23 protein-coding genes, 1 tRNA gene and 1 pseudogene are annotated in these 20,792 nt (G+C 74.1%); 10 read left to right on the top strand and 15 right to left on the bottom strand.

The features are described from left to right. Window positions 1-21 precede the first annotated feature (21 nt). Together N912_RS0134680 and N912_RS0134675 are read left to right on the top strand one after the other, a co-directional pair. Window positions 22-609 carry a hypothetical protein gene (locus N912_RS0134680; protein WP_028926036.1) on the top strand — a complete coding sequence of 196 codons (588 nt, stop codon included), beginning with the start codon at window positions 22-24 and terminating at the stop codon, window positions 607-609. A 42-nt stretch (window positions 610-651) separates the two neighbouring features. Further along, window positions 652-1,683: an LLM class F420-dependent oxidoreductase gene (locus N912_RS0134675; RefSeq protein ID WP_028926035.1), complete on the top strand. Its 1,032-nt coding sequence runs from the start codon at window positions 652-654 to the stop codon at window positions 1,681-1,683. Here N912_RS0134675 and N912_RS0134670 read toward each other — a convergent pair. Both N912_RS0134670 and surE read right to left on the bottom strand, forming a co-directional pair. Continuing rightward, window positions 1,664-2,650, bottom strand: coding sequence for a GlxA family transcriptional regulator (locus N912_RS0134670; protein ID WP_028926034.1), 987 nt, complete (start codon window positions 2,648-2,650; stop codon window positions 1,664-1,666). The genes N912_RS0134675 and N912_RS0134670 overlap by 20 nt on opposite strands. Window positions 2,651-2,681: 31 nt before the next feature. Then, window positions 2,682-3,482, bottom strand: a complete 801-nt coding sequence (gene surE, locus N912_RS56495) for a 5'/3'-nucleotidase SurE (RefSeq protein ID WP_037068120.1) — start codon at window positions 3,480-3,482, stop codon at window positions 2,682-2,684. Between the two features lie 64 nt (window positions 3,483-3,546). On the opposite strand from surE, the gene N912_RS0134660 reads away from it, so the two are divergent. Together N912_RS0134660 and N912_RS56490 are read left to right on the top strand one after the other, a co-directional pair. Beyond that, window positions 3,547-4,623, top strand: a complete 1,077-nt coding sequence (locus N912_RS0134660) for a phosphotransferase family protein (RefSeq protein ID WP_037068118.1) — start codon at window positions 3,547-3,549, stop codon at window positions 4,621-4,623. A gap of 20 nt (window positions 4,624-4,643) precedes the next feature. Next, window positions 4,644-5,459, top strand: a complete 816-nt coding sequence (locus tag N912_RS56490) for a leishmanolysin-related zinc metalloendopeptidase (RefSeq protein ID WP_051581213.1) — start codon at window positions 4,644-4,646, stop codon at window positions 5,457-5,459. A 110-nt stretch (window positions 5,460-5,569) separates the two neighbouring features. On the opposite strand, the gene N912_RS56485 is transcribed toward N912_RS56490, so the two are convergent. The 3 genes from N912_RS56485 to N912_RS0134640 all read right to left on the bottom strand — a co-directional run bounded on the left by N912_RS56485 (window position 5,570) and on the right by N912_RS0134640 (window position 8,446). Further along, window positions 5,570-7,078, bottom strand: coding sequence for an MFS transporter (locus N912_RS56485; RefSeq protein WP_037068116.1), 1,509 nt, complete (start codon window positions 7,076-7,078; stop codon window positions 5,570-5,572). Window positions 7,079-7,085: 7 nt separating this feature from the next. Further along, a complete protein-coding gene (locus N912_RS56480) occupies window positions 7,086-7,826 on the bottom strand; it encodes a SigB/SigF/SigG family RNA polymerase sigma factor (protein ID WP_037068237.1) in 741 nt (246 codons plus the stop codon). A 212-nt stretch (window positions 7,827-8,038) separates the two neighbouring features. Next, window positions 8,039-8,446: an ATP-binding protein gene (locus N912_RS0134640; RefSeq protein WP_028926032.1), complete on the bottom strand. Its 408-nt coding sequence runs from the start codon at window positions 8,444-8,446 to the stop codon at window positions 8,039-8,041. 207 nt (window positions 8,447-8,653) lie between these two features. Between N912_RS0134640 and N912_RS0134635 the strand changes: the two genes are divergently transcribed. Further along, on the top strand, window positions 8,654-9,265 hold the full coding sequence (locus N912_RS0134635) for a hypothetical protein (protein WP_156994232.1): 612 nt from the start codon (window positions 8,654-8,656) through the stop codon (window positions 9,263-9,265). Window positions 9,266-9,275: 10 nt separating this feature from the next. Here N912_RS0134635 and N912_RS0134630 read toward each other — a convergent pair whose 3' ends face one another. The 5 genes from N912_RS0134630 to N912_RS0134610 form a co-directional block, all read right to left on the bottom strand. Next, complete coding sequence (locus N912_RS0134630) at window positions 9,276-9,572, bottom strand: WhiB family transcriptional regulator (protein ID WP_028926030.1); 297 nt, start codon at window positions 9,570-9,572, stop codon at window positions 9,276-9,278. A gap of 129 nt (window positions 9,573-9,701) precedes the next feature. Beyond that, window positions 9,702-10,079, bottom strand: coding sequence for an STAS domain-containing protein (locus tag N912_RS0134625; RefSeq protein WP_028926029.1), 378 nt, complete (start codon window positions 10,077-10,079; stop codon window positions 9,702-9,704). A gap of 222 nt (window positions 10,080-10,301) precedes the next feature. Further along, window positions 10,302-12,128, bottom strand: coding sequence for a selenocysteine-specific translation elongation factor (gene selB, locus N912_RS0134620; protein WP_028926028.1), 1,827 nt, complete (start codon window positions 12,126-12,128; stop codon window positions 10,302-10,304). Between the two features lie 5 nt (window positions 12,129-12,133). Beyond that, window positions 12,134-13,507 carry an L-seryl-tRNA(Sec) selenium transferase gene (gene selA, locus N912_RS0134615; RefSeq protein WP_028926027.1) on the bottom strand — a complete coding sequence of 458 codons (1,374 nt, stop codon included), beginning with the start codon at window positions 13,505-13,507 and terminating at the stop codon, window positions 12,134-12,136. Window positions 13,508-13,516: 9 nt separating this feature from the next. Next, window positions 13,517-13,765, bottom strand: a complete 249-nt coding sequence (locus N912_RS0134610; RefSeq protein WP_028926026.1) for a hypothetical protein — start codon at window positions 13,763-13,765, stop codon at window positions 13,517-13,519. 114 nt (window positions 13,766-13,879) lie between these two features. Here N912_RS0134610 and selD point away from each other — a divergent pair, with 114 nt between their 5' ends. Then, window positions 13,880-14,914 carry a selenide, water dikinase SelD gene (selD, locus tag N912_RS0134605; protein ID WP_084211470.1) on the top strand — a complete coding sequence of 345 codons (1,035 nt, stop codon included), beginning with the start codon at window positions 13,880-13,882 and terminating at the stop codon, window positions 14,912-14,914. 82 nt (window positions 14,915-14,996) lie between these two features. On the opposite strand, the gene N912_RS0134600 is transcribed toward selD, so the two are convergent. From N912_RS0134600 to N912_RS66005, 4 genes are all read right to left on the bottom strand, one after another. Further along, a complete protein-coding gene (locus N912_RS0134600) occupies window positions 14,997-15,749 on the bottom strand; it encodes an SDR family NAD(P)-dependent oxidoreductase (RefSeq protein ID WP_028926024.1) in 753 nt (250 codons plus the stop codon). Window positions 15,750-15,758: 9 nt separating this feature from the next. Next, window positions 15,759-16,142 (bottom strand): hypothetical protein, encoded by a 384-nt coding sequence (locus N912_RS0134595; RefSeq protein WP_028926023.1) that lies wholly within the window; start codon window positions 16,140-16,142, stop codon window positions 15,759-15,761. Next, window positions 16,139-17,428, bottom strand: coding sequence for a PepSY-associated TM helix domain-containing protein (locus tag N912_RS0134590; protein WP_028926022.1), 1,290 nt, complete (start codon window positions 17,426-17,428; stop codon window positions 16,139-16,141). Before N912_RS0134590 ends, N912_RS0134595 begins: the two co-directional genes overlap by 4 nt. 116 nt (window positions 17,429-17,544) lie before the next feature. Continuing rightward, window positions 17,545-17,739 (bottom strand): hypothetical protein, encoded by a 195-nt coding sequence (locus tag N912_RS66005; RefSeq protein ID WP_245645630.1) that lies wholly within the window; start codon window positions 17,737-17,739, stop codon window positions 17,545-17,547. Between N912_RS66005 and N912_RS67130 the strand changes: the two are divergent. After that, window positions 17,666-17,842: pseudogene (locus N912_RS67130) on the top strand (RDD family protein); the annotation flags it as partial. The gene N912_RS66005 and the pseudogene N912_RS67130 sit on opposite strands and share 74 nt — an antisense overlap. A gap of 89 nt (window positions 17,843-17,931) precedes the next feature. Here the strand turns inward: N912_RS67130 and N912_RS0134580 are convergent. Further along, window positions 17,932-18,027: transfer RNA gene (locus N912_RS0134580), tRNA-Sec, on the bottom strand. 41 nt (window positions 18,028-18,068) lie between these two features. Here N912_RS0134580 and N912_RS0134575 point away from each other — a divergent pair. The 3 genes from N912_RS0134575 to N912_RS0134565 all read left to right on the top strand — a co-directional run bounded on the left by N912_RS0134575 (window position 18,069) and on the right by N912_RS0134565 (window position 20,790). Beyond that, window positions 18,069-18,506, top strand: coding sequence for an acyl-CoA thioesterase (locus tag N912_RS0134575; RefSeq protein WP_028926020.1), 438 nt, complete (start codon window positions 18,069-18,071; stop codon window positions 18,504-18,506). Window positions 18,507-18,524: 18 nt separating this feature from the next. Beyond that, window positions 18,525-19,784, top strand: a complete 1,260-nt coding sequence (locus N912_RS0134570) for a competence/damage-inducible protein A (RefSeq protein WP_037068235.1) — start codon at window positions 18,525-18,527, stop codon at window positions 19,782-19,784. A 337-nt stretch (window positions 19,785-20,121) separates the two neighbouring features. Further along, window positions 20,122-20,790, top strand: a complete 669-nt coding sequence (locus N912_RS0134565) for an RraA family protein (protein ID WP_028926018.1) — start codon at window positions 20,122-20,124, stop codon at window positions 20,788-20,790. Window positions 20,791-20,792: the final 2 nt, after the last annotated feature.

Genomic DNA, 20,792 nt, shown 5'->3' with positions numbered 1-20,792 from the left:
CAACCAGCCCGGGAGGTGCCCGTGACGCCGACCGATGCATTCGAGCCCGCCGACCGCCGGCGCGCGGGCGACGTGACGGTTCACCGGAGCCAGGGGCGGCGCCGCGTCTGGCTGCGCCCGCCGGTGTACCGGGCGCTGCGCAGCGCGCACATCGCGACGTCCGTGGCCTGGCTGGGGATCGTGCTCGGCAAGCTGGTGCTCGAGCTGGGTGTGCTGACCGCCGCGTCGGGCCGGCGGGCCGAGTCGCTGTTCACGGCGGCCACCGCGATCACCAGGGCGTTCCCGCCGCTGGTGTTCGCCACCCTGGTGACCGGCGTGCTGCTCGGCCTCGGCACCCGCTGGGGCCTGCTGCGCTACTACTGGGTGGTCACCAAGCTCGCGCTCAGCCTGGCGGTGGTGGTCACGGCGGTAACGCTGGTCGAAGGCCTGGCCCGCAGCGCGATGCCCAGCTCCACCGACGAGCTCGACCCCGGCGCCACCGTGCTCACCGCCCCCGCCGAACTGCTGGCCTGGCTGACCGGCGCCTACGTGGCGATGCTGTTGGTCGCGACGGTGGTGTCGGTCTACAAGCCGTGGGGCCGGGTCCGCTGGCGACAGGGGAACCTGTAACAAAGTTTTGCCACCGGCGACCTCTGTGCTTACAGTCTCGCCATGAAACTGAGTGCCCCGGTCATGTACGCCGGCAACCCGGTCGAGACGACCGACCAGATCGTCGCGATGGAGCGTGCCGGCCTGGACGTCGTCTGGCTGGCCGAGGTCTACACCTTCGACGCCCCCACCTTCATGGGCTACCTGGCGGCGAAGACCGAGCGGGTCGAGATCGGCTCGGGCATCATCCCGATCTACAGCCGCACCCCCACCCTCACCGCGATGACAGCCGCCGGCCTGGACGCGGTGTCCGGCGGCCGCGCGGTGCTCGGCCTGGGCTCGTCCGGCCCGCAGGTCATCGAGGGCTGGCACGGCGTCCCTTACGACAAGCCGCTGGCTCGTACCAGGGAGATCGTCGACATCTGCCGCGCGGTCTGGCGCCGCGAGGTGATCGACCACCACGGCATCTACGACATCCCGCTGCCGCCCGACCAGGGCATGGGCCTCGGCAAGGCGCTCAAACTGATCAACCATCCGGTCCGCGACCGGATCCCGATCTGGCTGGCCGCGCTGGGCGACAAGAACGTCGAGATGACCGCCGAGATCGCCGAGGGCTGGCTGCCTTTCCTGCTGATCCCGGAAAAGCTCGACGCGGTCTGGGGCGATGCTCTCCGCGCCGGAAAAGCCAAACGACCCGCCGAGCTGGGCCCGCTACAAATGACCGGCGGTGGCATTCTCGCAATGGAGGAGCCGTATTTCGAGCCCGCCCGCGCGGCCGCCCGTAACCTCACGTCGCTCTACGTCGGTGGAATGGGTGCGCGCGGGAAGAACTTCTACAACACGGTCATGCAGCGCTACGGCTACCCCGAGGAAGCCGCCACCGTTCAGGACCTCTACCTGGACCGCCGCAAGGAAGAGGCCGCCGCCGCCCTTCCCGCCGAGTTCATCGACTCGTCCAACCTGATCGGCCCGCCCGAGTTCGTCCGGGACCGGATCGCCGCGCTCCGCGACGCCGGCGTGACCCACCTGCACGTCACGCCGATCGGCTCCGACCCCGCCAAGCTCATCGGCCAGCTCAAGGAATGGACATCCTGACCCGCTCGCCGGGCTGAAACCGTCGCCGGTACTCCGCCGGACTCAACGCCAACACCCGCAGAAACGCCCGCCTCATCGCCTCGGAACTACGGTATCCACAGGCGCGGGCCGTGGCCGCGATCCCGTCATTCGTGTCCTCCAGCCGCCGCCGCGCCGCCTCCAGCCGAACCCTGTCGACGTATCGCCCCGGAGGCATTCCCACCTCGGCGGTAAACGCCCGAGCGAACTGCCGGGGCGACAAATGCGCGCGCTGCGCCAGGGTCTCGACCGACAGGTCCTCGTCCGGCCGCTCCACGATCCATTGTTGGATCTCGCGCAACGGCTCCCGCCGCGCCAGCTGAGCGGCCAGCTGCGCGCTGAACTGTGCCTGGCTGCCCGGCCGGCGGAGAAAGACGACGAGATTGCGGGCCACCGCAAGTGCCGCGTCATGGCCGAGATCGTCCTCGACCAGGTCCAGCGCGAGGTCGATGCCGGCGGTCACCCCGGCGGACGTCGACACCTCGCCGTCCCTGACGAAGATCGGCTCGGTCTCGACGAGGGTGTCCGGGTAGCGGGCGGCCATGGTCGCGCAGTAGGCCCAGTGCGTGGTGGCCCGGCGCCCGGCGAGCAGGCCGGCCTCGGCGAGCAGGAACGCGCCCGTGCACACCGACACCAGCCGCGCGCAGCGAGCGCCGTGTACGCGCAGCCAGTCGACCAGCGCCGGGTTCGGCGTCCGGGTGCCGCAGCCGCCCGGCACCAGCAGCAGGTCGGGGGAGACGCCGGGAAGGTCCGAGTCGGGGGTGATCAACAGCCCGCTGGAGCTGCGCACCGGGTGCCCGCCGAGGCTCGCCGTGCGCACCTCGTACCCCGCACCGTCCCCGCGCGCGGCGCACCACTGGTTGGCGCCGGTGAACACCTCCAGCGGACCGGTGACGTCGAGGCTCTGCACGCCGTCGAACAGGACGATGAGCACCGAACGCGCCGTCATGGACCCAGCGTGCCGCCCGCGCCCGATGTCATCAACGTCGAATATCCCACCTTTCCTGCCATCGCTCGGCGGCGAGCAGCTCGGCGAGCGGCAGGTCGGGGTCTTCGGTGACGGACCGCAGGGCGGTCAGCGTGGGGTGCCCGGCCAGGAGCAGGGCGACGTCGCTGTCCGGCTCGATCCGCTCGGTCCGCTCGACCATCCCCACCCGCAGCCCGGCGCCGTCCTCCTCCACCCGGCCCTGCACGACGCCCCGGGCGGCGAGCGAGGCCACCCGGAGCGGCCCGAGCCGGTCGGCGGGCAGGTTCGGCACGTTGAGCGTGAGCACGGTGCCCTCCGGGGTGTCCGAGAGCAGGTCGAGCACGGCGGGCACCAGGCCGGTCGCGGTGTCCCAGTGCGGGACCGCGTCGTTCCACGCGGTCTCGTAGTCCAGCGAGACGGCGAGCGCCCGTACCCCGAACCGCCCCGCGGTGAGTGCCGCGCCCACGGTGCCGGAGTGCATGATCGCGCGCCCCAGGTTCGCCCCCGGGTTGATCCCGGACAGCACCAGCGAGGGCGGCTCGGGGAACCAGCCCAGGGCCGCCGCGTACGGGATGAACGCCGGCGCCGCCGCCACGCCGTAGGCCGGCACGCCGTCCAGCCCGGGCAGCTCGTGCCGGGTGATCGGCACCTGGCCGTTGCTCCGCGAGGTGGTGACCGCCGCACCGGCGCCGCTGGCCTCACCGGCCGGCGCGGCCACCACCACCCGCAGCCCGGCGGCCACCGCCGAGGCGGCCAGGGCGTGCAGCCCGGGGGCGTCGATTCCGTCGTCGTTCGTGACCAGCACCCAACTCACGCCCTGACGTTACGTCACTCGGTTTCGTCTGGCTGGGCGTCGAAGGCCCGGTTACCGTCCCTGCATGCCGAGCGATCGACTGCCCAGGAGCGGCGCGGTGAGCGCGGTGCGCGCCGGTGACGAGCTCGACTGGGCCAGCGTGGGCCGCTGGTTGCGCGCCGAGGTCCCCGAGCTGTCCGGCCCGCTGAACGTGCTGCAGTTCCCGCACGGGCGGGCGAACCTGACCTACCTGCTGGAGGTGGGCGGCACCCGGCTGGTGCTGCGCCGGCCGCCGTTCGGCAAGATCGCCCCGGGCGCGCACGACATGCGCCGCGAGTTCAAGGTGCTGTCCCGGCTGTGGCGGGTGTACGACCGCGCGCCGAGGGCGTACGCGTTCACCGAGGACGGCTCGGTGGCCGGCGCGGACTGCTTCGTCATGGAGTACCGCGACGGCGAGGTGATCCGCGACAGGCTGCCGGCGTCCATGCGCGACCACGAGGACCTCGGGCGGCGGCTGCTGTTCGCGCTCACCGACGCGATGGCCGAGCTGCACCTGGTCGACCCCGCCGACTGCGACCTGGAGGACCTGGGCCGCCCGGAGGGGTTCGTGGCGCGGCAGGTGTCCGGCTGGGCGCGCCGCTGGGAGCTGTCCGCGCCACCGGACGGCGACCCGCTGATGGTGCGCGTCGGCGAGCGGCTGGCCGAGACCATGCCCGAGACCCAGTCGCACGGCATCGTGCACAACGACCTGAAGATCGACAACTGCCAGTTCGACCCGGACGACCCGGACCGGGTCAAGTCGGTGTTCGACTGGGACATGGCCACCCTCGGCGACCCGCTGGTCGACCTGGGCACCCTCCTGCACTACCTGCCCGAGCGGGGCGACCCGGACAACGTGCAGGGCGGCGTGCGCTACCCGAAGGAGCTGGAGCTGCCCAGCCAGGACGAGGTCGCCGCCCGCTACGCGGAACGCACCGGCGCGGACACCTCGGGCATCACCTGGTACCTGGCGTTCGCCCGGTGGAAGACGGCCACCGTGTACCAGCAGCTGGCGAACCGGTCGCTGCGCGGGGAGAGCCAGGACGCGCGCAACGCCACGCTCGGCGATACCGTGCCGGTGCTCGCACGCAGCGCCTCGGAGCTGCTCGACGCGCTCGGGTAAAGCGACCCGCTGGGGGGCACATGGACACCTACCGGGCGGTGGCCGACCGGGCGCGGGCCCGGGCGGTGGCCGCGACCGACTCGCCGTTCACCATCGAGGTGCGGTTCCTGGGCGGGCTGTCCGCCGCGCAGCGGGAGGCGTTCACGGTGGCCGCGGACAGGTGGTCACGGGTGATCGTGGGGGACCTGCCCGGCGTCACGGTGGACGGCGAGGAGATCGACGACGTGCGCATCGACGCCGAGGGCACCTCGATCGACGGCCCGAAGGGCGTGCTCGGGGAGGCCGGCCCGACCCGGCTGCGGCCCGCCTCGGCCGGCGCCGCCGCGCTGCTGCCGGTGACCGGGACCATGCGGTTCGACGCCGCCGACCTGGCCGAGATGGAGCGGGCCGGCACGCTGCGCGACGTGATCACCCACGAGATGGGGCACGTGCTGGGCTTCGGCACGATCTGGGCGCGCAAGGGGCTGCTGGCGGGCGCGGGCACGAACGACCCGACCTTCACCGGCGCCGGGGCCGTCACCGAGTACGCGGCGCTGCGCCAGGTCGCCCCGAGCCGCCCGGTGCCGGTGGAGAACACCGGCGGCCCGGGCACCCGGGACGGGCACTGGCGGGAGTCCGTGTTCGGCAACGAGCTGATGACCGGGTACATCGGTGCCGCCGGCAACCCGCTGAGCCGGCTGACCGCCGCCGGCATGGCCGACCTCGGCTACCAGGTGGACCTGGCCGCCGCCGAGCCGTACCCGTTCCCGCCGTCCGGCCCGGCCACCGAGCGCGGCCCGGAGACCGACGCCAGGGTCCGCCGCACCGAGCCCACCGTCCTCGGCGAGCCTCAGTAGGCCTGCGGAATCTCCCTGGTCGCATTCGCGGTTCCGTCGGGCCGAGCCGGCCGCACATGCGGCTCAACGAAGCCGATTTTCCGCGCCGCGGTTCCGCGGAACCGCCTTCGTCAGTCGCGCGCCGACGCGGCGGGGCCGGGGTGCAGCTGCGGGCCGGTCACGCCGCAGTGCATGCACTCGGGCAGCCGCAGCGGCTCGGCGGCCGGCTCTCCGGGAGGCGGCTCCGGCACGGCGACCGCCCGGGCCGGGCGCACCAGCACGGCGGACAGCACCGCGCCGAGCACCAGCAGCCCGGCGCCGATCAGCATGGCCTTGCGGAAGCCGGCGTCGAACACCGGCGCGTTCGTGTAGTCCGCGCCGCCCAGCCCGGCCGCCACCGGCACGATCGCCACCGCGAGCAGCCCGGCCGAGCGGGCCACCGCGTTGTTGATCCCGGACGCGATGCCGGCGTGGTGCTCGTCCGCGGACGCGAGCACCGTCGCGGTCAGCGGCGCCACCGTGGCGGACAGCCCGAGCCCGAGCGCCACCGTCGCCGGCAGCACATCGACCAGGTACGACGCGCCCGGCCCGACCCGGGTGGCGAGCACGAACCCGAGCGCGGACAGCAGCGGCCCGACGGTCATCAGCGGCCGGGGGCCGATCCGGTCGGCCAGCGCGCCGGCCCGCGCGGAGAGCAGCATCATCAGCGCGGTGACCGGCAGCAGCGAGGTGCCGGCCACCGTCGGGGAGAACCCGGCCACCGTCTGCATCTGCAGCACCAGCAGGAAGAAGAACACCCCGAGCCCGCCGTAGACCAGCAGCGTCACGATGTTGGTGGCACTGAACAACCGGTCTCGAAACAGCGACAGCGGCACCAGCGGATGCGGCGAGCGCGCCTCCACCACCAGGAACAACGCCAGCGCGACCACCCCGACCAGCCCGGACACCGCCACCCCCGGCGTCAGGCCCGACCCCGCCTCGGTCAGCGCGAACGTGACGGCCCCCAGCCCGAGAGCACCGAGCACGGTCCCCGTCACGTCGATGCCGCCGACCGCGTCCGGGTCCCGGCTCTCCGGCACGTGCCGCAGCGTGATCAGCACCACGGCGGCCGCCACCGGGACGTTGATCCAGAACACCGCCCGCCAGGTCCAGTCCACCAGCGCGCCGCCGACGAACGGGCCGATCGCGCCGGCCACCCCGCCCAGCCCTGACCAGGCGCCGATCGCGCGCGAGCGGTCCTCCGGGCAGAACGACGCGGCGATCAGCGCCAGGCTGCCCGGGGTGAGCAGCGCGCCGCCGATGCCCTGCAGCACCCGCGCCGCGACCAGCACCGGGGCGGTCGGCGCCAGCCCGCACAGCGCCGAGGCCGCCGCGAACCAGACCACCCCGATGACGAACACCCGCCGGCGGCCGAACCGGTCGCCCAGCGCGCCGCCGAGCAGGATCAGCGCGGCCAGCGACAGGGTGTAACCATTGATGATCCACTGCAGGGTGGCGAAGTCCGCGCCCAGGTCACGCCCGAGCCGGTCCAGCGCCACGTTGACCACCGTGGAGTCGAGCATGGCCAGCCCGGACCCCCCGATGGTGGCCGCGAGCACCCAGCGCCCGCCCGCCTGGTTGACCCGCAGTCCGGCGGTCACCGGAACCTCACGCCTCGCCTTCGAGCCGGTCGCGCAGCTTGTCCAGGGTCTGGGCGAGCAGCCGGGACACGTGCATCTGGGACACCCCGACCCGCTCGGCGATCTGGGTCTGGGTCATGTTGCCGAAGAACCGCAGCATCAGGATGTTCCGTTCCCGCTCGGGCAGCTCGGCGAGCAGCGGCTCCAGCGACTGTCGGTAGTCGACCCGCTCCAGCTCCGCGTCCGCCTCCCCGAGCAGGTCGCCCAGGGTGGTGCCACTCTCGTCCGAGGAGAGCATCTCGTCCAGCGACGCGCCGCGGTAGGCCTGCGCGGCCTCCAGGCCCTCGAGCACCTCGTTGGTGGGCAGCCCGAGCCGCTCGGCCAGCTCGCTGGGCCTCGGCGCCCGGCCCAGCCGCTGGGACAGCTCGGCCACCGCGGCGTTGATGGAGACGTGCAGGTCCTTGAGCCGGCGCGGCACCCGCATGGCCCAGCCCTGGTCACGGAAGTGGCGGCGCACCTCACCGCTGATGGTGGGCACCGCGAAGGAGAAGAAGTCGCTGCCCCGGTCCGGCTGGAACCTGTCCACCGCGTTGATCAGGCCCACGGTGGCCACCTGGACCAGGTCCTCCAGCGCCTCGCCCCGGTGCGCGAAGCGGCGCGCGATGTGCTGGGCGACCGGCAGGTAGCCGGTGACCAGCCGGTCGCGCAGCTCCTCGCGGCGCGGGTCGTCGCGCTCCAGGACGGCGTACTCGGACAGCAGCGGGGCCAGGTGCGCGTACTCCGCCTCGGCCGCCGGCCGCGCGTTGTCGGCGTCCGTACCAGCGGTTTCGCCGCTTGCCGCACCGCTCGGCGCGTTATCGGTCGGGTCGGCGCGCGCCCCGACGTCCGCCTCGCCGTTGGGCGCGCCGCTGGCCTTGCTCCGGCCGGCGCGGGCGGGGGGCGCGGTGCGGTCGGAATCGCCGGGCTGTGATGCCGACGAACTCACCGCACCGCACCGGAGTGCTTGATCAACCGGATGACCAGCGCATCGGGCTCGCCGTCGACCCCGCGCGCGGTGCTGACCTCGTCGGCGAGGGTCTGCAGCACCCGCCAACCGAAGCTCTCGGTGCTCACGGTTGCCTCTGGCGGGGCGTCGGGGGTGCTGACAATGACCTCGATGAGCTCCTTGCCGATGACGAACTTGCAGCTCAGCAAGCTGTCCTCGGGGCTGAGCGCGACCAGGGTGGCGCACGCCTCGTCCACCGCCATCCTCAGGTCGGAGATGGCGTCGAGGTCGTAGTCGGCACGGCCGGCAAGGTCGGAGGCGACGGCACGGACGGTGGGGATGAGCGCGGGCCTGGCCGAGATGCGGATCTCGACCACCGCCGCGCCGGGCTCGGCGAGGGACACGAGCCGATCCTGCCTCTGGAATGAGTCGCACGCTAATCCGGGGGTACCGTTCGTCGCGTGGGCCTCATACCCCATTAGGGTATTCCGAACGACCGTTCATGGATCTTCCACGACCGCTGGTCGTTTGCACTTGCATCCGCAACATGCGGCGCTCTCGGCACGGTTAAGTAGTGTCAGATATCAAGGGGGCTGCGCGGAGTGGCGGACATGGTGGCGAGCGAAGTGCTCTGGGGCCAGGTACCTGCCCCGGATCCGAACCGTGCGCTGCCCCCTGGCCTGCTGCGATGCCGCCGGGTGGTGGCGGTGACCGTGCACCTGCCCGAGTTCCTGCTCGCCGCGTCCGGGCTGCTGCAGCGCCTCGGCGCCGCCGGGGTGCGGACCGACGTGCTGGTCGCGGCCGCCACCGACGAGCGCGCCGATCTGGCCGCCGGCGCCGCCATGGACCGGCTGCGGGTCCCTGACCTGGCCCGACACCGGCTGTCGCTGCCCGTCCCGATCGGCCCGGACCGCGCCGACGACCTGCTCGCCGCGCTGAGCGAGCTGGTCGGGTTCGACCCGGAGTCCGGCGTCTACTGCATGGCGCCGGCCGCCGACGGCGAGGCCTCGCCGGGCCAGGCGGTCGCCGTGGTGGCGGAGGCGGCGCGGCGGATCCGCAAGGTATACGGATTGCCGCTGGTCCGGTTCACCACGACGCCGAACGCCGACTCGACGCGGATCGAGCTGGACCCGAAGGAGTGGGCGCGCAAGTGCGAGGCGCTCGCGGCGTGCGCGAGCGACGTGGCCCCGCTGACCGGTTACCGCGAGTACTTCGGGATCTGAGGCACGCCCTTCAGCCGGGCACGGCTCGGTGAGACCGCCGCTCCAGGATCGCCCGGCGCTCGGACTCCGCGAGCCCGCCCCACACCCCGAACGGCTCCCTGGTGCGCAACGCGAACTCACGACACGGCTCGATCACCGGACAGTGTGAGCACACCTCTTTGGCGCGGGCCGTGCGACGGGCACGGGACGGGTTGCGCTCCCCGTCGGGATGGAAGAACCTCGCGCTGTCCATGCCCCGGCACGATCCGAGCCGCTGCCACTGCCACTCGTGCTCCGAAGGCCCAGGCAGACGGGATAGGTCGCTCACGGATGATCACCTCGTTCCCGGGGTCGAAAGACCCCAACCCCGACCCCTGTTCCCGGGCCGGGGCTAACTCAAACGTGGGATCCAGGCCATGTTTAAGAAGCCCATCGACCTGGACTTCTTAAACACGGCCTACCCCGAATCCGACCCCGCTCCGGCGAGCGCACCCGGCACCGACTCCGCGATCTTGAACAGGTCGATCAGCCCGGCGATCTCCAGCGGCCGCAGCACCCGCCGGCTGGAGCACACCAGGCGCAGCTCGCACCCCCGCCGGGACGCCTCGTCGCGCGCCTCAAACAGCGCCGCCAGGCCGCTGGTCCCCAGGAACTCGATGCCGTCCAGCTCGATCACCAGCAGCCGGGGTTCGAGCGCGAGCGCGTCCGCGACGCCGTCGCGCAGCATCGGTGAGGTGAGCATGTCGACCTCCCCGGCCACCCGCAGCAGCGAGGTGCCCGGCATCGGCTCCTCGATCTGGATGCTGATCGGGTCCTCGGCCGACGGATCGGTCACAGCCGCACGGTAGGCCTCTTACCCGGCGCTAACAAATCGTGGCACCGTCCCTGCGTACGTGGACGCCGGGTAACCCCCCGCGAGTCCCGCGTCTGGGCACACTGAGTCCCGCGTTTCGGCACACCCGCGCCCGGCGGCCGTGCCCGGCGTCGGCGGGTGTGCCCAGACGACGGACTCAGGGTGCTGAAACGCGGGACTCGCGGGGGGAGGGAGGGCGGGTGGTCAGTGGGTCAGGCGGTGGTTGCCGTCGGGGGTGCGGCGGGTCAGGCCGAGGCGGGCCAGGCGTTCCAGCAGTGGGACGGCGACGCGGCGGCTGGTGCCGAGCGCCTGGCGGGCCTCGCTGAGGGTGAACTCACGGTCGCCGAGGCCGGTGAGGACCTCGGCGGCGGCGTGCTCGGCGCCGGGCAGCAGGTACACCCCGTCGGTGATCTTCGTCAGCTCGCCGGCGCGGACCAGGGTGGCCAGTTGTTTGGGGCCGAGGCCCAGCTCGGCGAGGCGGTTGGCGTCCGGGGCGGCGAACCGGTCGACTTCGAGGCCGGCGCGCACCTCGGCCAGGGCGGCGCGCAGGGCGGCGGGGAGGGCGTCGGCGGGGTCGTCGGACGCGCGGCGGACCCGGCCGTCGCGGGATACCAGCTGGCCGGCGGCGGGGGGAAGGTCGAGCAGGGCCTCCACCAGGCGGGTCTCCGGCAGGTCGAGCAGCCGGCGGGCGGCGCCGAGCGGCAGCCCGGGGTCGAGCGGGTCGGCGGCGTCGTGCGCGGCGACGGAGGCGAGCAGGCGGTCAGCGAGCGCGACGGCGTGCTCGCGGTCCAGCAGCCAGTCCCCGGCGCGCACCACGCGGGCGTCGCGGTCCAGCTCACGGGCGTCGAGCGCGCCCATGGCGGCCAGCTCGGCGGCCCTGACCAGGCCGCGCCTGGCCACCTCGCCGACGGCGTCCGGGCCGCCGGTCATGCCGTTCAGCACCGCCGCGCGCCGGGCCGCCGCGCCGCGCCTGGCCAGCGGGGGCGGGCGGACGTCGAGCACCGTCAGGCCGGCGGTGATCCGGTGCCGGCCGGGGTCGCGCAGCAGCGCGCGGTCGCCGACCCGCAGCGGCAGCGCCGTGCGCAGGGTGAGCCGGGCGGTGTCCCCGTGCGGGCGGCCGCCGCTGCCGAGCGGGCGGGCCCGCACCGGCACGGCGGCCGCCCCGATGTGCAGGCTGAGCTGTTCGGGCAGCTCGCCGGCGGGCTCGGCGCCGGCGTGCAGCCGGACGTCGACCACGTCGGTGGTCAGCCAGCGGCCCGGGGTGACCAGCACGTCGCCGCGCCCGACCGTCTGGCGCGGCAGCCCGCGCAGGTTGACGGCCACCCTGGCCACCCCCGTCGCGGCCGGCACCGACTCGCCCAGCGACTGCAGCCCGCGCACCCCGACCCGGCGCCCGCCCGGCTCCAGCAGCAGTTCGTCGTCCACCGCGATGCGCCCGCCGGCCAGCGTCCCGGTGACCACCGTGCCGGCGCCGCGGATGGTGAACGCCCGGTCCACCCACAGCCGCACGTCGGCGTCCGGATCGGGCGCGGGCAGCCGCGCGACCAGCTCGTCCAGCGCGGCCCGCAGCTCGTCCAGCCCGGCGCCGGTGGCCCCGGAGACGCACACCGCCTTCATGTCCGCCAGCGGGGTGCCGGCCAGGTGCTCGCGCGCCTCGTCGCGCGCCAGCTCGGGCTCCATCAGGTCCGAGCGGGTGATGACCAGCAGCCCGTGCCCGGCGCCGAGCGCGGCCAGCGCGTCCAGGTGCTCGGTGGACTGCGGCATCCAGCCCTCGTCGGCGGCCACCACGAACATCACCGCCGGCACCGGTCCGACCCCGGCCAGCATCGTGCCGACGAACCGCTCGTGCCCCGGCACGTCCACGAACGCGACGGTCTCGCCGCTGGGCAGCCCCGTCCAGGCGAAGCCCAGGTCGATCGTCATGCCCCGGCGCCGCTCCTCGGCCCAGCGGTCCGGCTCCATCCCGGTCAGCGCGCGCACCAGCGTCGACTTGCCGTGGTCCACGTGCCCCGCCGTGGCGATGACGTGCATCCGGCTCATCCGTCCGCGCCACCGGTGGCCACCGTGCGAACCGCCGTGAACAGCCGCTCGTCGGCCTCCTCGGGCAGCGCGCGCAGGTCGAGCAGGCAGCGCCCGCCCTCCAGCCGACCGAGCACGCTGGTCCGCCCGGCTTGACGCTCGGGTTGACGCTCGGGTTGACGTAGCGCGGCCGCGTACCGCTCGGGCAGTGCCACCGCCGCGCTGGGCAGGCTCACCCCGGGCGCGCCGCCGCCGCCGACGGTGGCCTCCGAACCGACGGCGACCGCGTCCACCCCTTCCGCGCGCAGCCGGGCGGCCAGCGTCTCGGCGCGTTCGGCCAGCACGGCGGGGTCGGCGTGCAGGGCGCGGGCGGTCGGCGTCGGCGGGCCGGCCAGGGTGGCCTCCAGCGCGGCCAGGGTCAGCTTGTCCACCCGCAGCGCGCGGGCCAGGGGGTGGCGGCGCAGGCGCTGCACCAGGTCGGCGCCGGCCCCGGGGGAGCCGAGCAGCAGCCCGGCCTGCGGCCCGCCGAGCAGCTTGTCCCCGGACGCGGTGACCAGCGTGGCGCCGTCGGCGAGCACGGTGGCCGCGTCCGGCTCGTCGGGCAGCAGCGGATCCGGCGCGAGCAGCCCCGACCCGATGTCCACCACCAGCGGCGGGCCGCCGAGGCCGGCCAGCTCGGCCACCGACACCGACGAGGTGAACCCGGTGATCTGGAAGTTGGACGGGTGGACCTTGAGCACGAACCCGGTGTCCGGCCCGATCGCGTCCTCGTAGTCGCGCGCGTGCACCCGGTTCGTGGTCCCGACCTCGCGCAGCCGGGCGCCGGTGGCCGCGAGCAGGTCCGGGATGCGGAACCCGTCGCCGATCTCCACCAGCTCGCCCCGGGCGATCACGATCTCGCGCGGCGTGCCGGACGCGGCGCCGGCCCCGGCCAGCGCGGTGGCCACCAGGGCGAGCGCGGCGGCGCCGTTGTTCACCACGTGCACCGCACCGGCGGCCGGCACGGCGGCGGCCAGCGCGTCCAGCGCACCGCGACCCCGCCGGCCGCGCGCCCCGGTGCCCAGGTCCAGCTCGACGTCACAGCTCCCGGCGGCCACCCCCAGCGCGGCGACGGCGGCCTCGGACAGCGGCGCCCGGCCCAGGTTCGTGTGCAGCAGCACGCCCGTCGCGTTCAGCACCGGCGTGAGGCTGCCGGCCGCCGTGTCCGGCAGCGCGGCCAGCGTCGCGTCCACCACCCGCTCCGGCGCCAGCTCGCCGGCCCGCACCCGCCGCTGCGCGTCCGCGACCACCCGCTTGACCAGCGCCCGCCCCAACCGCCGCTGCGCCTGCGCCAGCTCCGGCGCGGCCAGCACGGTGTCCGTCCGGGGCACCGCCCGCCGCACATCGCTCACCCGGTGAGACTAGCGCTGGTCGGGGCCCCGCTCAGGGAGGCGGTTGAGCACCTCTCCGACCATCTGCGTGAGCGAACGCAGCTGTGCGTCCACCGAGTCGAACCGGGCCGTGTGCTCGACCAGCTTGGTGTCCACCGCGCGAAGCTCGTCGCGGAACTCGTTCACGTCGTCGTCCAGACGAAGGGCGAGCCAGCGGGTCTCGGCGTGCTCGACCGCGAGCTTGCGGAACCGCCGATCCAGCTCGTCCTCGTCAGCCATGCACGCACGCTAACAGTGTGCCACCCCCGCGCGTGGCCTTTATCCACAGGACCGATCGCCCGAGCGGTCGCTCCGGGCGCGCCGAAGCGAGCGCGCGCGGCTAGCCTCATTCCCATGACCGCCGCGCCGCCCACCCGCAGGCTCACCGAGTACAGCCACGGCGGGGGGTGCGCGTGCAAGCTCGCCCCCGGCCTGCTCGCCGACGTGCTGGCCGGGCTCACCCCGCAGGCCCACCCCGACCTGCTGGTCGGCACCGAGACCGGGGACGACGCTGCGGTCTGGCGGCTGGACGCGGACCGCGCGCTGGTCGCCACCACCGACTTCTTCACCCCGCTGGTGGACGACCCGCGCACCTGGGGCCGGATCGCCGCGGTGAACGCGGTCTCCGACGTCTACGCCATGGGCGGGCGCCCGCTGTTCGCGCTCAACCTGGTGGCCTGGCCGTCCACCGAGCTGTCCACCGACCTGCTCGCCGAGGTGCTGGCCGGCGGGGCGCAGGCCGGCGCCGAGTGCGGGTTCGCGGTGGTCGGCGGGCACAGCGTGGACGACCCTGAGCCGAAGTACGGGCTGGCCGTGGTCGGCGAGGTGCACCCGGACCGGATCCTGACCAACGCCGGCCTTCGCGACGGCGACGCGCTGGTGCTCACCAAGGCGCTGGGCACCGGCATCGCCAGCTCCGCGGTCAAGTCCGGCGTCGCGCCCCCGGCCGTGGTCGAGCTCGCGATCGCGTCCATGACCACCCCGAACGCCGCCGCCTCCGCCGCCGCACTGGCCGCCGGCGCCACCGGTGCCACCGACGTGACCGGCTACGGCCTGCTCGGCCACCTGCGCAAGATGGCCGAGGCGTCCGGCGTGGACGTCACCCTCGACGTGGCCTCGGTCCCGGTCATCCCCGGCGTGCGCGCGCTCGCCGAGAGCGGCGTGCTCCCCGGCGGCTCGCGCCGCAACCGCGACTGGGTCGCCGACCGCGTCACCGCCACCGGCGTAGACGAACTGGACGTCCTGCTCCTCTCCGACGCCCAAACCTCCGGCGGCCTCCTCTTCGGCGCCGCCCCCGAAGCCGCCGCGGCCGCCGCCGCCGAACTGGGCCCACCCGCCGCCGTCATAGGCCACGTCCACCCCGGCGCCGGCCACATCACCCTCCGCTAGCCCCCCGGCCCAGACCGCCCGCGAGTCGGGACATTTGTCAGGGTGAGTCGGGATATTTGTCAGGGCGAGTCCCGCGCCGCCCCTAGGACAGCCCGCCGTCCACGACGATCTCCTGCCCGGTGACGTACGACGCGTCGCCCGACGCCAGGAACGCGACGACGCCGGCCACCTCGTCGGGTGTGCCGAGCCGGTTCAGCGGCACCGCCTCGGCGATCCGGCGCATCCGCTCGGCCATCTCGTCGCCGGGCAGGTACGCCGGGCCGGGCACCGAGATCGCGCCGGGGGACACCGCGTTCACCCGGATCCCCCGTGGCGCCAGCTCGGCCGCCGCCGTGCCGACCAGCGACAGCACGGCGGCCTTGGAGGCGGCGTAGACGCCGGTCCCCGGCCGGCGCCAGGCCGGGTCCACCGGCGCCAGCCCGCACAGCACGACCGACGCGCCGTCCCGCAGATGCGGCAGCGCCCGGCGCACGGTGAAGAACGCCCCCTTGGCGTTGACGTCGAAGACCTCGTCGAAGAACCCCTCGGTCACGTCCGGCAGCGCGGCGAACCGCTTGACACCGGCGTTGACCACCAGCACGTCGATCCGCCCCAGCTCGCGCACCACGGTGGCATAGAGCGCGTCGAGATCCGCCACCCGAGCCACGTCGCCGGGCACCGCGAGCACGCCCCCGCCGATCCTCCCGGCCGCCGTCCGCAACCGAGCCTCGTCACGCCCGGTGATGGCGACGCTGGCGCCGTCGCGGTGCAGCCGCCTCGCGGTGGCCAGGCCGATCCCGCTGCCGCCACCGGTCACGACGGCCACCCGCCCACGGGCGCCGTCTACTAGCGTCATGCAAGTACCTTACCCGGGACGGCCCGTCGTGGCCATACGGATCGTCACGACCACGACGGCCGCGCAGGCCACGGCGGCCACCAGCCCGTCGGAGCGGCGCGCGCCGGCGTCGTCCGGGCGGCGGGTGACGGCGAGCACCAGCGGCAGCACGGTGACCGAGGCGATCACGTACCCCAGGTGCACCGCCGGCTCGGCGTAACCCCGCCCGAACCCACCGTCCGCCCCGACCAGCCCGGCGACCTCGACCCCCGCCCTGACCAGCAGCGTCAGCTCCAGCATCAGCAGCCCGCCGAGCAGCCCCACGCCGAGCCGCCCGCCGCGCACCGCGCACCCCAACGCCCAGCAGCCCAGGAACCCGGAGTACAGCGGCACGAACACCGCCAGCGCCGTCACGGCGCCCGAGGGGCCCGTTGCCGCCGGTTGCGCGCGCCGCGCCGCTTGGTCAGCCACACCGTCACCCCGGTGACGCCGAGCAGCACCGGCGCCAGCCCGAACAACAGGAACACCACCCGGGGAACCGGCGACACCAACGTCCCGAAGTGCAGCCCGTAGTAGAACCCGCCGTCCCACAGCCGCTGCGTGGCCGGCACGTCCGGCCCCTCCGGCGCCCAGTCCTGCACGCCGCCGCCGTGGCTGTCCACCGTGACCGAGATCGGCCCCGACCAGTTCCAGTACCGGTACGGGTCGAAGTCGTGCCGCAGCCGGAACGAGTACGCACCGCCGGGCTGATCGACCTTCGAGGCCGTGAAACCGGCCACCTCGGCGCCCGGGTGCGCGGCCAGCGCGGCGTCGCGGGCCTGCTCGAAGCTCAGCATCGGCCCGCCGCCCCGCGCCGGATCCGGCGGGTCTTCGCGCGCCTCGCCGGGCACCAGCGCGAAGTACGCCTGCGCCGGCCACTCGAAGAAGAACGCCGCCCCGGTCACCCCCCACATCAGCAGAAACGGCACCGCGACGATCCCGACCACCCGGTGCAGGTCCAGGTCGCGGACGTACCCGCCGCGCCCGCGCCGCACCAGGAACCCGGTGGCCAGCGCGCGCAGCCCCGGCCACCAGACGACCGCGCCGGAGACGGCCAGCAGCACCAGCAGCGCGCCGAGCACCCCGAGCAGGTAGTAGCCGAGCGTGGCGTTCTTGCCGAACGCCTCGGGCAGCGGCGTCTTCAGCCATGCCTGGTAGCCGGGCATCCCCTTGCCGGTGAGCCCGTAGTCGTGGATGTTCAGCATGAACAGCACGAAGTCGGGCAGCTCGGGGCCGATGCCGTTGATCCGCCCGCTGCCCGGGTCGACGAACGCGTCCAGGTAGTCCCTGCTGTTCGCCGGGCCTCGTACCAGATAGATCCCCTCGTACTCCTGCACGCCGTTGGCCGCCAGCTCCGGGTGCGTGGCCCGCACCATCCGCAGCGCGTCGATCTGGCTCATCGGAGAGGCGCTCGGGGTGGCCACGTACCGCTCGGGGTGCGCGGCGCGCGCGATGTCGTTGCCGTAGAGCAGCACCGCGCCGCTGGTGCACTCCAGCAGCAACAGCAGGCCGAGGACCAGCGACGTCCACCGGTGGATGCGGATCCACCAGCGGTTGATCGGTCCGTGCGGGCGCCGGACGCGGCGGACGGGCCGGCGCCTCGGGGGTCCGTCGGGGGCGCCGGCCGGGTCACCCTCGGTGACGATCAGCTCGCTCGACATCGAGGATCCCTCACTCTAGGTTAGCTTTACCTAATTCACGGCAGGCTAACCTTCGCACCCGGGGCGGGGGAACCTCTCGCCTCGCCGCCGGAAGGGGTGACGATGGACACCGTGCGCTACCGGCTGGCCGACGGTGCCCCGGCCGTGGGCTGGTCGCCCGCGCGCCGGCGCGGCCGGTTCGCCGCCTGGCTGCTGGACGTGGCGCTGTTCGTGGTCACGCTCGGTGTCGGCTGGTCGGTGTGGGCGTGGCGCGGCTGGGCGCGCGGCACCACGCCCGGCAAGGCGATGCTCGGGCTCACCGTGTTCGGCACCGACACCCGCCGGCCGGCCGACCGGACCCGGATGGCGATGCGCGCGCTGGTCTACCAGTCGCTGGCGCTGCTGGTGGGGGTGGCCACGCTCGGGCTCGGCTGGCTGTACTGCGTCGGCGGGATGCTCGGCGCCACCAAGCGCACGCTCTACGACGAGTGGTCGCGGGTGATCGTGCTCGAACGGGATCGAGCTGGCGGAGGCGGACGGGAATCGAACCCGCCTGACCGAGATGCTCGGCCACGTCGGTTTTGAAGACCGCGGGGACCACCAGGCACCCTTACGCCTCCGCCCGAAACCCTAACCGCGCCGCGCGTGCGATGCTGCCCCGGTGCCTGATCAGTTCAGCGTGACGGTGACCGTGCGCAGCTATGAGATCGACATGGTGGGCCACGTCAACCACGCCGTGTACCACCAGTACGGAGAGCACGCCCGCGGCGAGCACTTCCGCAAGGCCGGGTTCGACTTCGAGGCGCAGCGGGCCGGCGGCATGGCCGTGGTGCTGCTGGAGTCGCGGATCAGGTACCTCAGCGAGCTGGTCCTCGGCGAGGAGGTCGAGATCAGCTCGAACATCGAGTTCGGCACCGGGAAGACGTTCCGCATCGCGCACGTCCTGCGGCGCGCGGACGGTTCCCCGGCCGCCGAGATCGACTGCGTGCTCGGCCTGCTGGACACCACGGCGCGCCGGCTGATGCCCGAGCCCAGGGCGCGCTTCGCCGCGCTGCTCGCCCATCCCGAACTGCTCGGGATCGACGGCTCGGGGGGTTAGTCTCGCGGGGTGGACGGCATGGTGCGCGCGGGCATCCTGGTCACCGGGAGTGAGCTGCTGACCGGGCGGGTCACCGACCAGAACGGGCCGTGGCTGGCCGAACGGCTCGGCGCGCTCGGCGTCGACGTGGCCGAGGTGCTCGTGGTCGGGGACCGGCGCGACGACCTCGCCGGCGGGCTGCGTTTCCTGGCCGACGCGCGGCTGGACCTGATCGTGACCAGCGGCGGCCTCGGCCCGACCGCCGACGACGTGACCGCCGAGGTGGTCGCGGACTTTGCCGGCGTCCCGCTGGTGGTCGACGCCGCCGTGGAGGCGCGCATCGCGGAGATCCTGCGCAGGTGGGCGGCCCGGCACGGGTTCGCCGGCGACGCGCTGACCGCCGCGAACCGCAAGCAGGCCACCGTGCCGGTGGGCGCCACGGTGCTCGACCCGGTCGGCACCGCGCCCGGCCTGGTGGTCGCGGCGCCCGGCGGCCCGCTGGTGGTGGTGCTGCCCGGCCCGCCGCGCGAGCTGCGCGGGATGTGGCCCGCCGCGCTGGACACCGCCCCGGTTCGCGAGCTGCTCGCCGGCGCGCCCGCGTTCACCGGCGTGCACCTGCGGATGTTCGGCCTGCCCGAGTCCGAGATCGCGCAGACGCTGCGCGAGGTGGGCGCGGACGTGGACCTCTCCGGCCTGGACATCACCACCTGCCTGCGCCGCTCCGAGCTGGAGGTGGACCTGCGCTACAGGTCCGTCGACGCCCGGGCGGCCGCCGAGAAGCTGGTCGCCGAGATCGAGCGCCGCCACGGCAGGTACCTGGTCAGCACGGACGGTTCGACCACCGACGAACTGGTCGCGCGCCTGCTGACCGGCCACTGGATCGGGCTCGGCGAGTCCTGCACCGGCGGGCTGCTGGCCGGCCGGCTGACCGACCGCGCCGGCGCCTCGGCGTACCTCGCGGGCGGTGTGGTCGCCTACTCCAACCAGGCGAAGACCGCGCTCCTCGGCGTCCCCGCCGAGCTGATCGAAACGCACGGCGCCGTCTCGCCGGAGGTCGCCCGCGCGATGGCCGACGGTGCCCGAACCGCATTCGGCGCTGACGTCGGCGTCGGCATCACCGGCGTGGCCGGCCCCGGCGGCGGCACCGAGACCAAACCCGTCGGCTACGTCTGCCTCTGCGTGACCACCGCCACCGGCCAACTCCGCGCCGCCGACCCCGTCCTCCCCGGCAACCGCACCGACATCCGCGAGCGCGCCACCGACACCGCCATGCACCTCATCCGCCGCACCCTCACCTGACCGCCCGCCCCCCCGCCCGCCCCGAAAACCGCCCGCGAGTCGCGGATTTTGTCAGGGTGAGTCGCGGATTCCGTCAGCCGTTGTCCAAACGCGGCCGGTACCGTCGGCGGTTCCAGCGTGTGTCGCGGTGCCCGATCCGCACCGATCCGCCGCCGGCCGGACCTGACAAATCCCGCGACTCACCCTGACAAAAGTCCCGACTCGCGGACGGTTTTCGGGGTGGGCGTGCGCGGACGGGGGTCTGGATCGGTTTGGTACGCGTGAGCGCTGGCGCGGGCGGATCGGGGATGGTACGCATGCCGAACGTATGCGTTTCATATGCATTGGAGGAGGCGCGATGTTCGTGCGCGAGCCGGCGGCACCGCCGTTGGATCAGGCGGTGGTCGAGGCGCTGGGCCGGGTGCAGACCTCCACGCTCGGCCACCTGCGCGACTACGGGTTCCCCAAGGGACTGGTGCCGATCCGCCGGCCGCTGCGGTTCGTCGGCTCGGCGTTCACGGTGCGGCTGCCGCACCTGGACTCGACGGCGCTGCACGTGGCCGTGGACGAGGTCAGGCCGGGGGATGTGCTCGTGGTGGACCAGTCGGGGGACGGGCGGTCCTGTTTCGGCGGGATGGTGTCGTACACGGCGGCGACCAGGGGCGCGGTCGGCGCGGTGATCAGCGGGTCGATCAACGACGTGGACGAGATCCTGGAGCTCGGGCTGCCGGTGTTCTCCGCCGGGGTGTCCGCGCTGACCACCAGGATCCTGGGCATCGAGGGCGCGATCAACGTCCCGGTCACCGTCGGCGGGGCCGTGATCAACCCCGGTGACGTGGTGTTCGGCGACTCGGACGGGGTGGCCGTGCTGTCCCGCGAGGAGGCGCTGGGCATCGCCGAGACGCTGCGGGAGAAGGAGGCCGCCGAGCCGGAGCTGCGCCGCAAGATCGCCGAGGGCACCCGGCTGGCCGAGTGGTCGGGCGCGCTGGCCGCCTTCGAGGCCGGCATCACCGAGCCGGCGCGGTGACG

Origin of the sequence: Actinospineispora acaciae DSM 45401, from assembly GCF_000620785.1 — a bacterium.
Classification (GTDB): domain Bacteria; phylum Actinomycetota; class Actinomycetes; order Mycobacteriales; family Pseudonocardiaceae; genus Pseudonocardia; species Pseudonocardia acaciae.
Note: the sequence above shows the minus strand (reverse complement) of the source record. Positions and strands in the feature narration are given on the sequence as shown.

Coding starts and splice junctions, on each gene's coding strand:
- N912_RS0134675 (WP_028926035.1), top strand. CDS start 652: ATGAAACTGAGTGCCCCGGTCATGTACGCCGGCAACCCGGTCGAGACG.
- N912_RS0134670 (WP_028926034.1), bottom strand. CDS start 2,650: ATGACGGCGCGTTCGGTGCTCATCGTCCTGTTCGACGGCGTGCAGAGC.
- N912_RS0134660 (WP_037068118.1), top strand. CDS start 3,547: ATGCCGAGCGATCGACTGCCCAGGAGCGGCGCGGTGAGCGCGGTGCGC.
- N912_RS56490 (WP_051581213.1), top strand. CDS start 4,644: ATGGACACCTACCGGGCGGTGGCCGACCGGGCGCGGGCCCGGGCGGTG.
- N912_RS0134635 (WP_156994232.1), top strand. CDS start 8,654: ATGGTGGCGAGCGAAGTGCTCTGGGGCCAGGTACCTGCCCCGGATCCG.
- selB (WP_028926028.1), bottom strand. CDS start 12,128: ATGCACGTCATCGCCACGGCGGGGCACGTGGACCACGGCAAGTCGACG.
- N912_RS0134610 (WP_028926026.1), bottom strand. CDS start 13,765: ATGGCTGACGAGGACGAGCTGGATCGGCGGTTCCGCAAGCTCGCGGTC.
- selD (WP_084211470.1), top strand. CDS start 13,880: ATGACCGCCGCGCCGCCCACCCGCAGGCTCACCGAGTACAGCCACGGC.
- N912_RS0134600 (WP_028926024.1), bottom strand. CDS start 15,749: ATGACGCTAGTAGACGGCGCCCGTGGGCGGGTGGCCGTCGTGACCGGT.
- N912_RS0134590 (WP_028926022.1), bottom strand. CDS start 17,428: ATGTCGAGCGAGCTGATCGTCACCGAGGGTGACCCGGCCGGCGCCCCC.
- N912_RS0134570 (WP_037068235.1), top strand. CDS start 18,525: ATGGTGCGCGCGGGCATCCTGGTCACCGGGAGTGAGCTGCTGACCGGG.
- N912_RS0134565 (WP_028926018.1), top strand. CDS start 20,122: ATGTTCGTGCGCGAGCCGGCGGCACCGCCGTTGGATCAGGCGGTGGTC.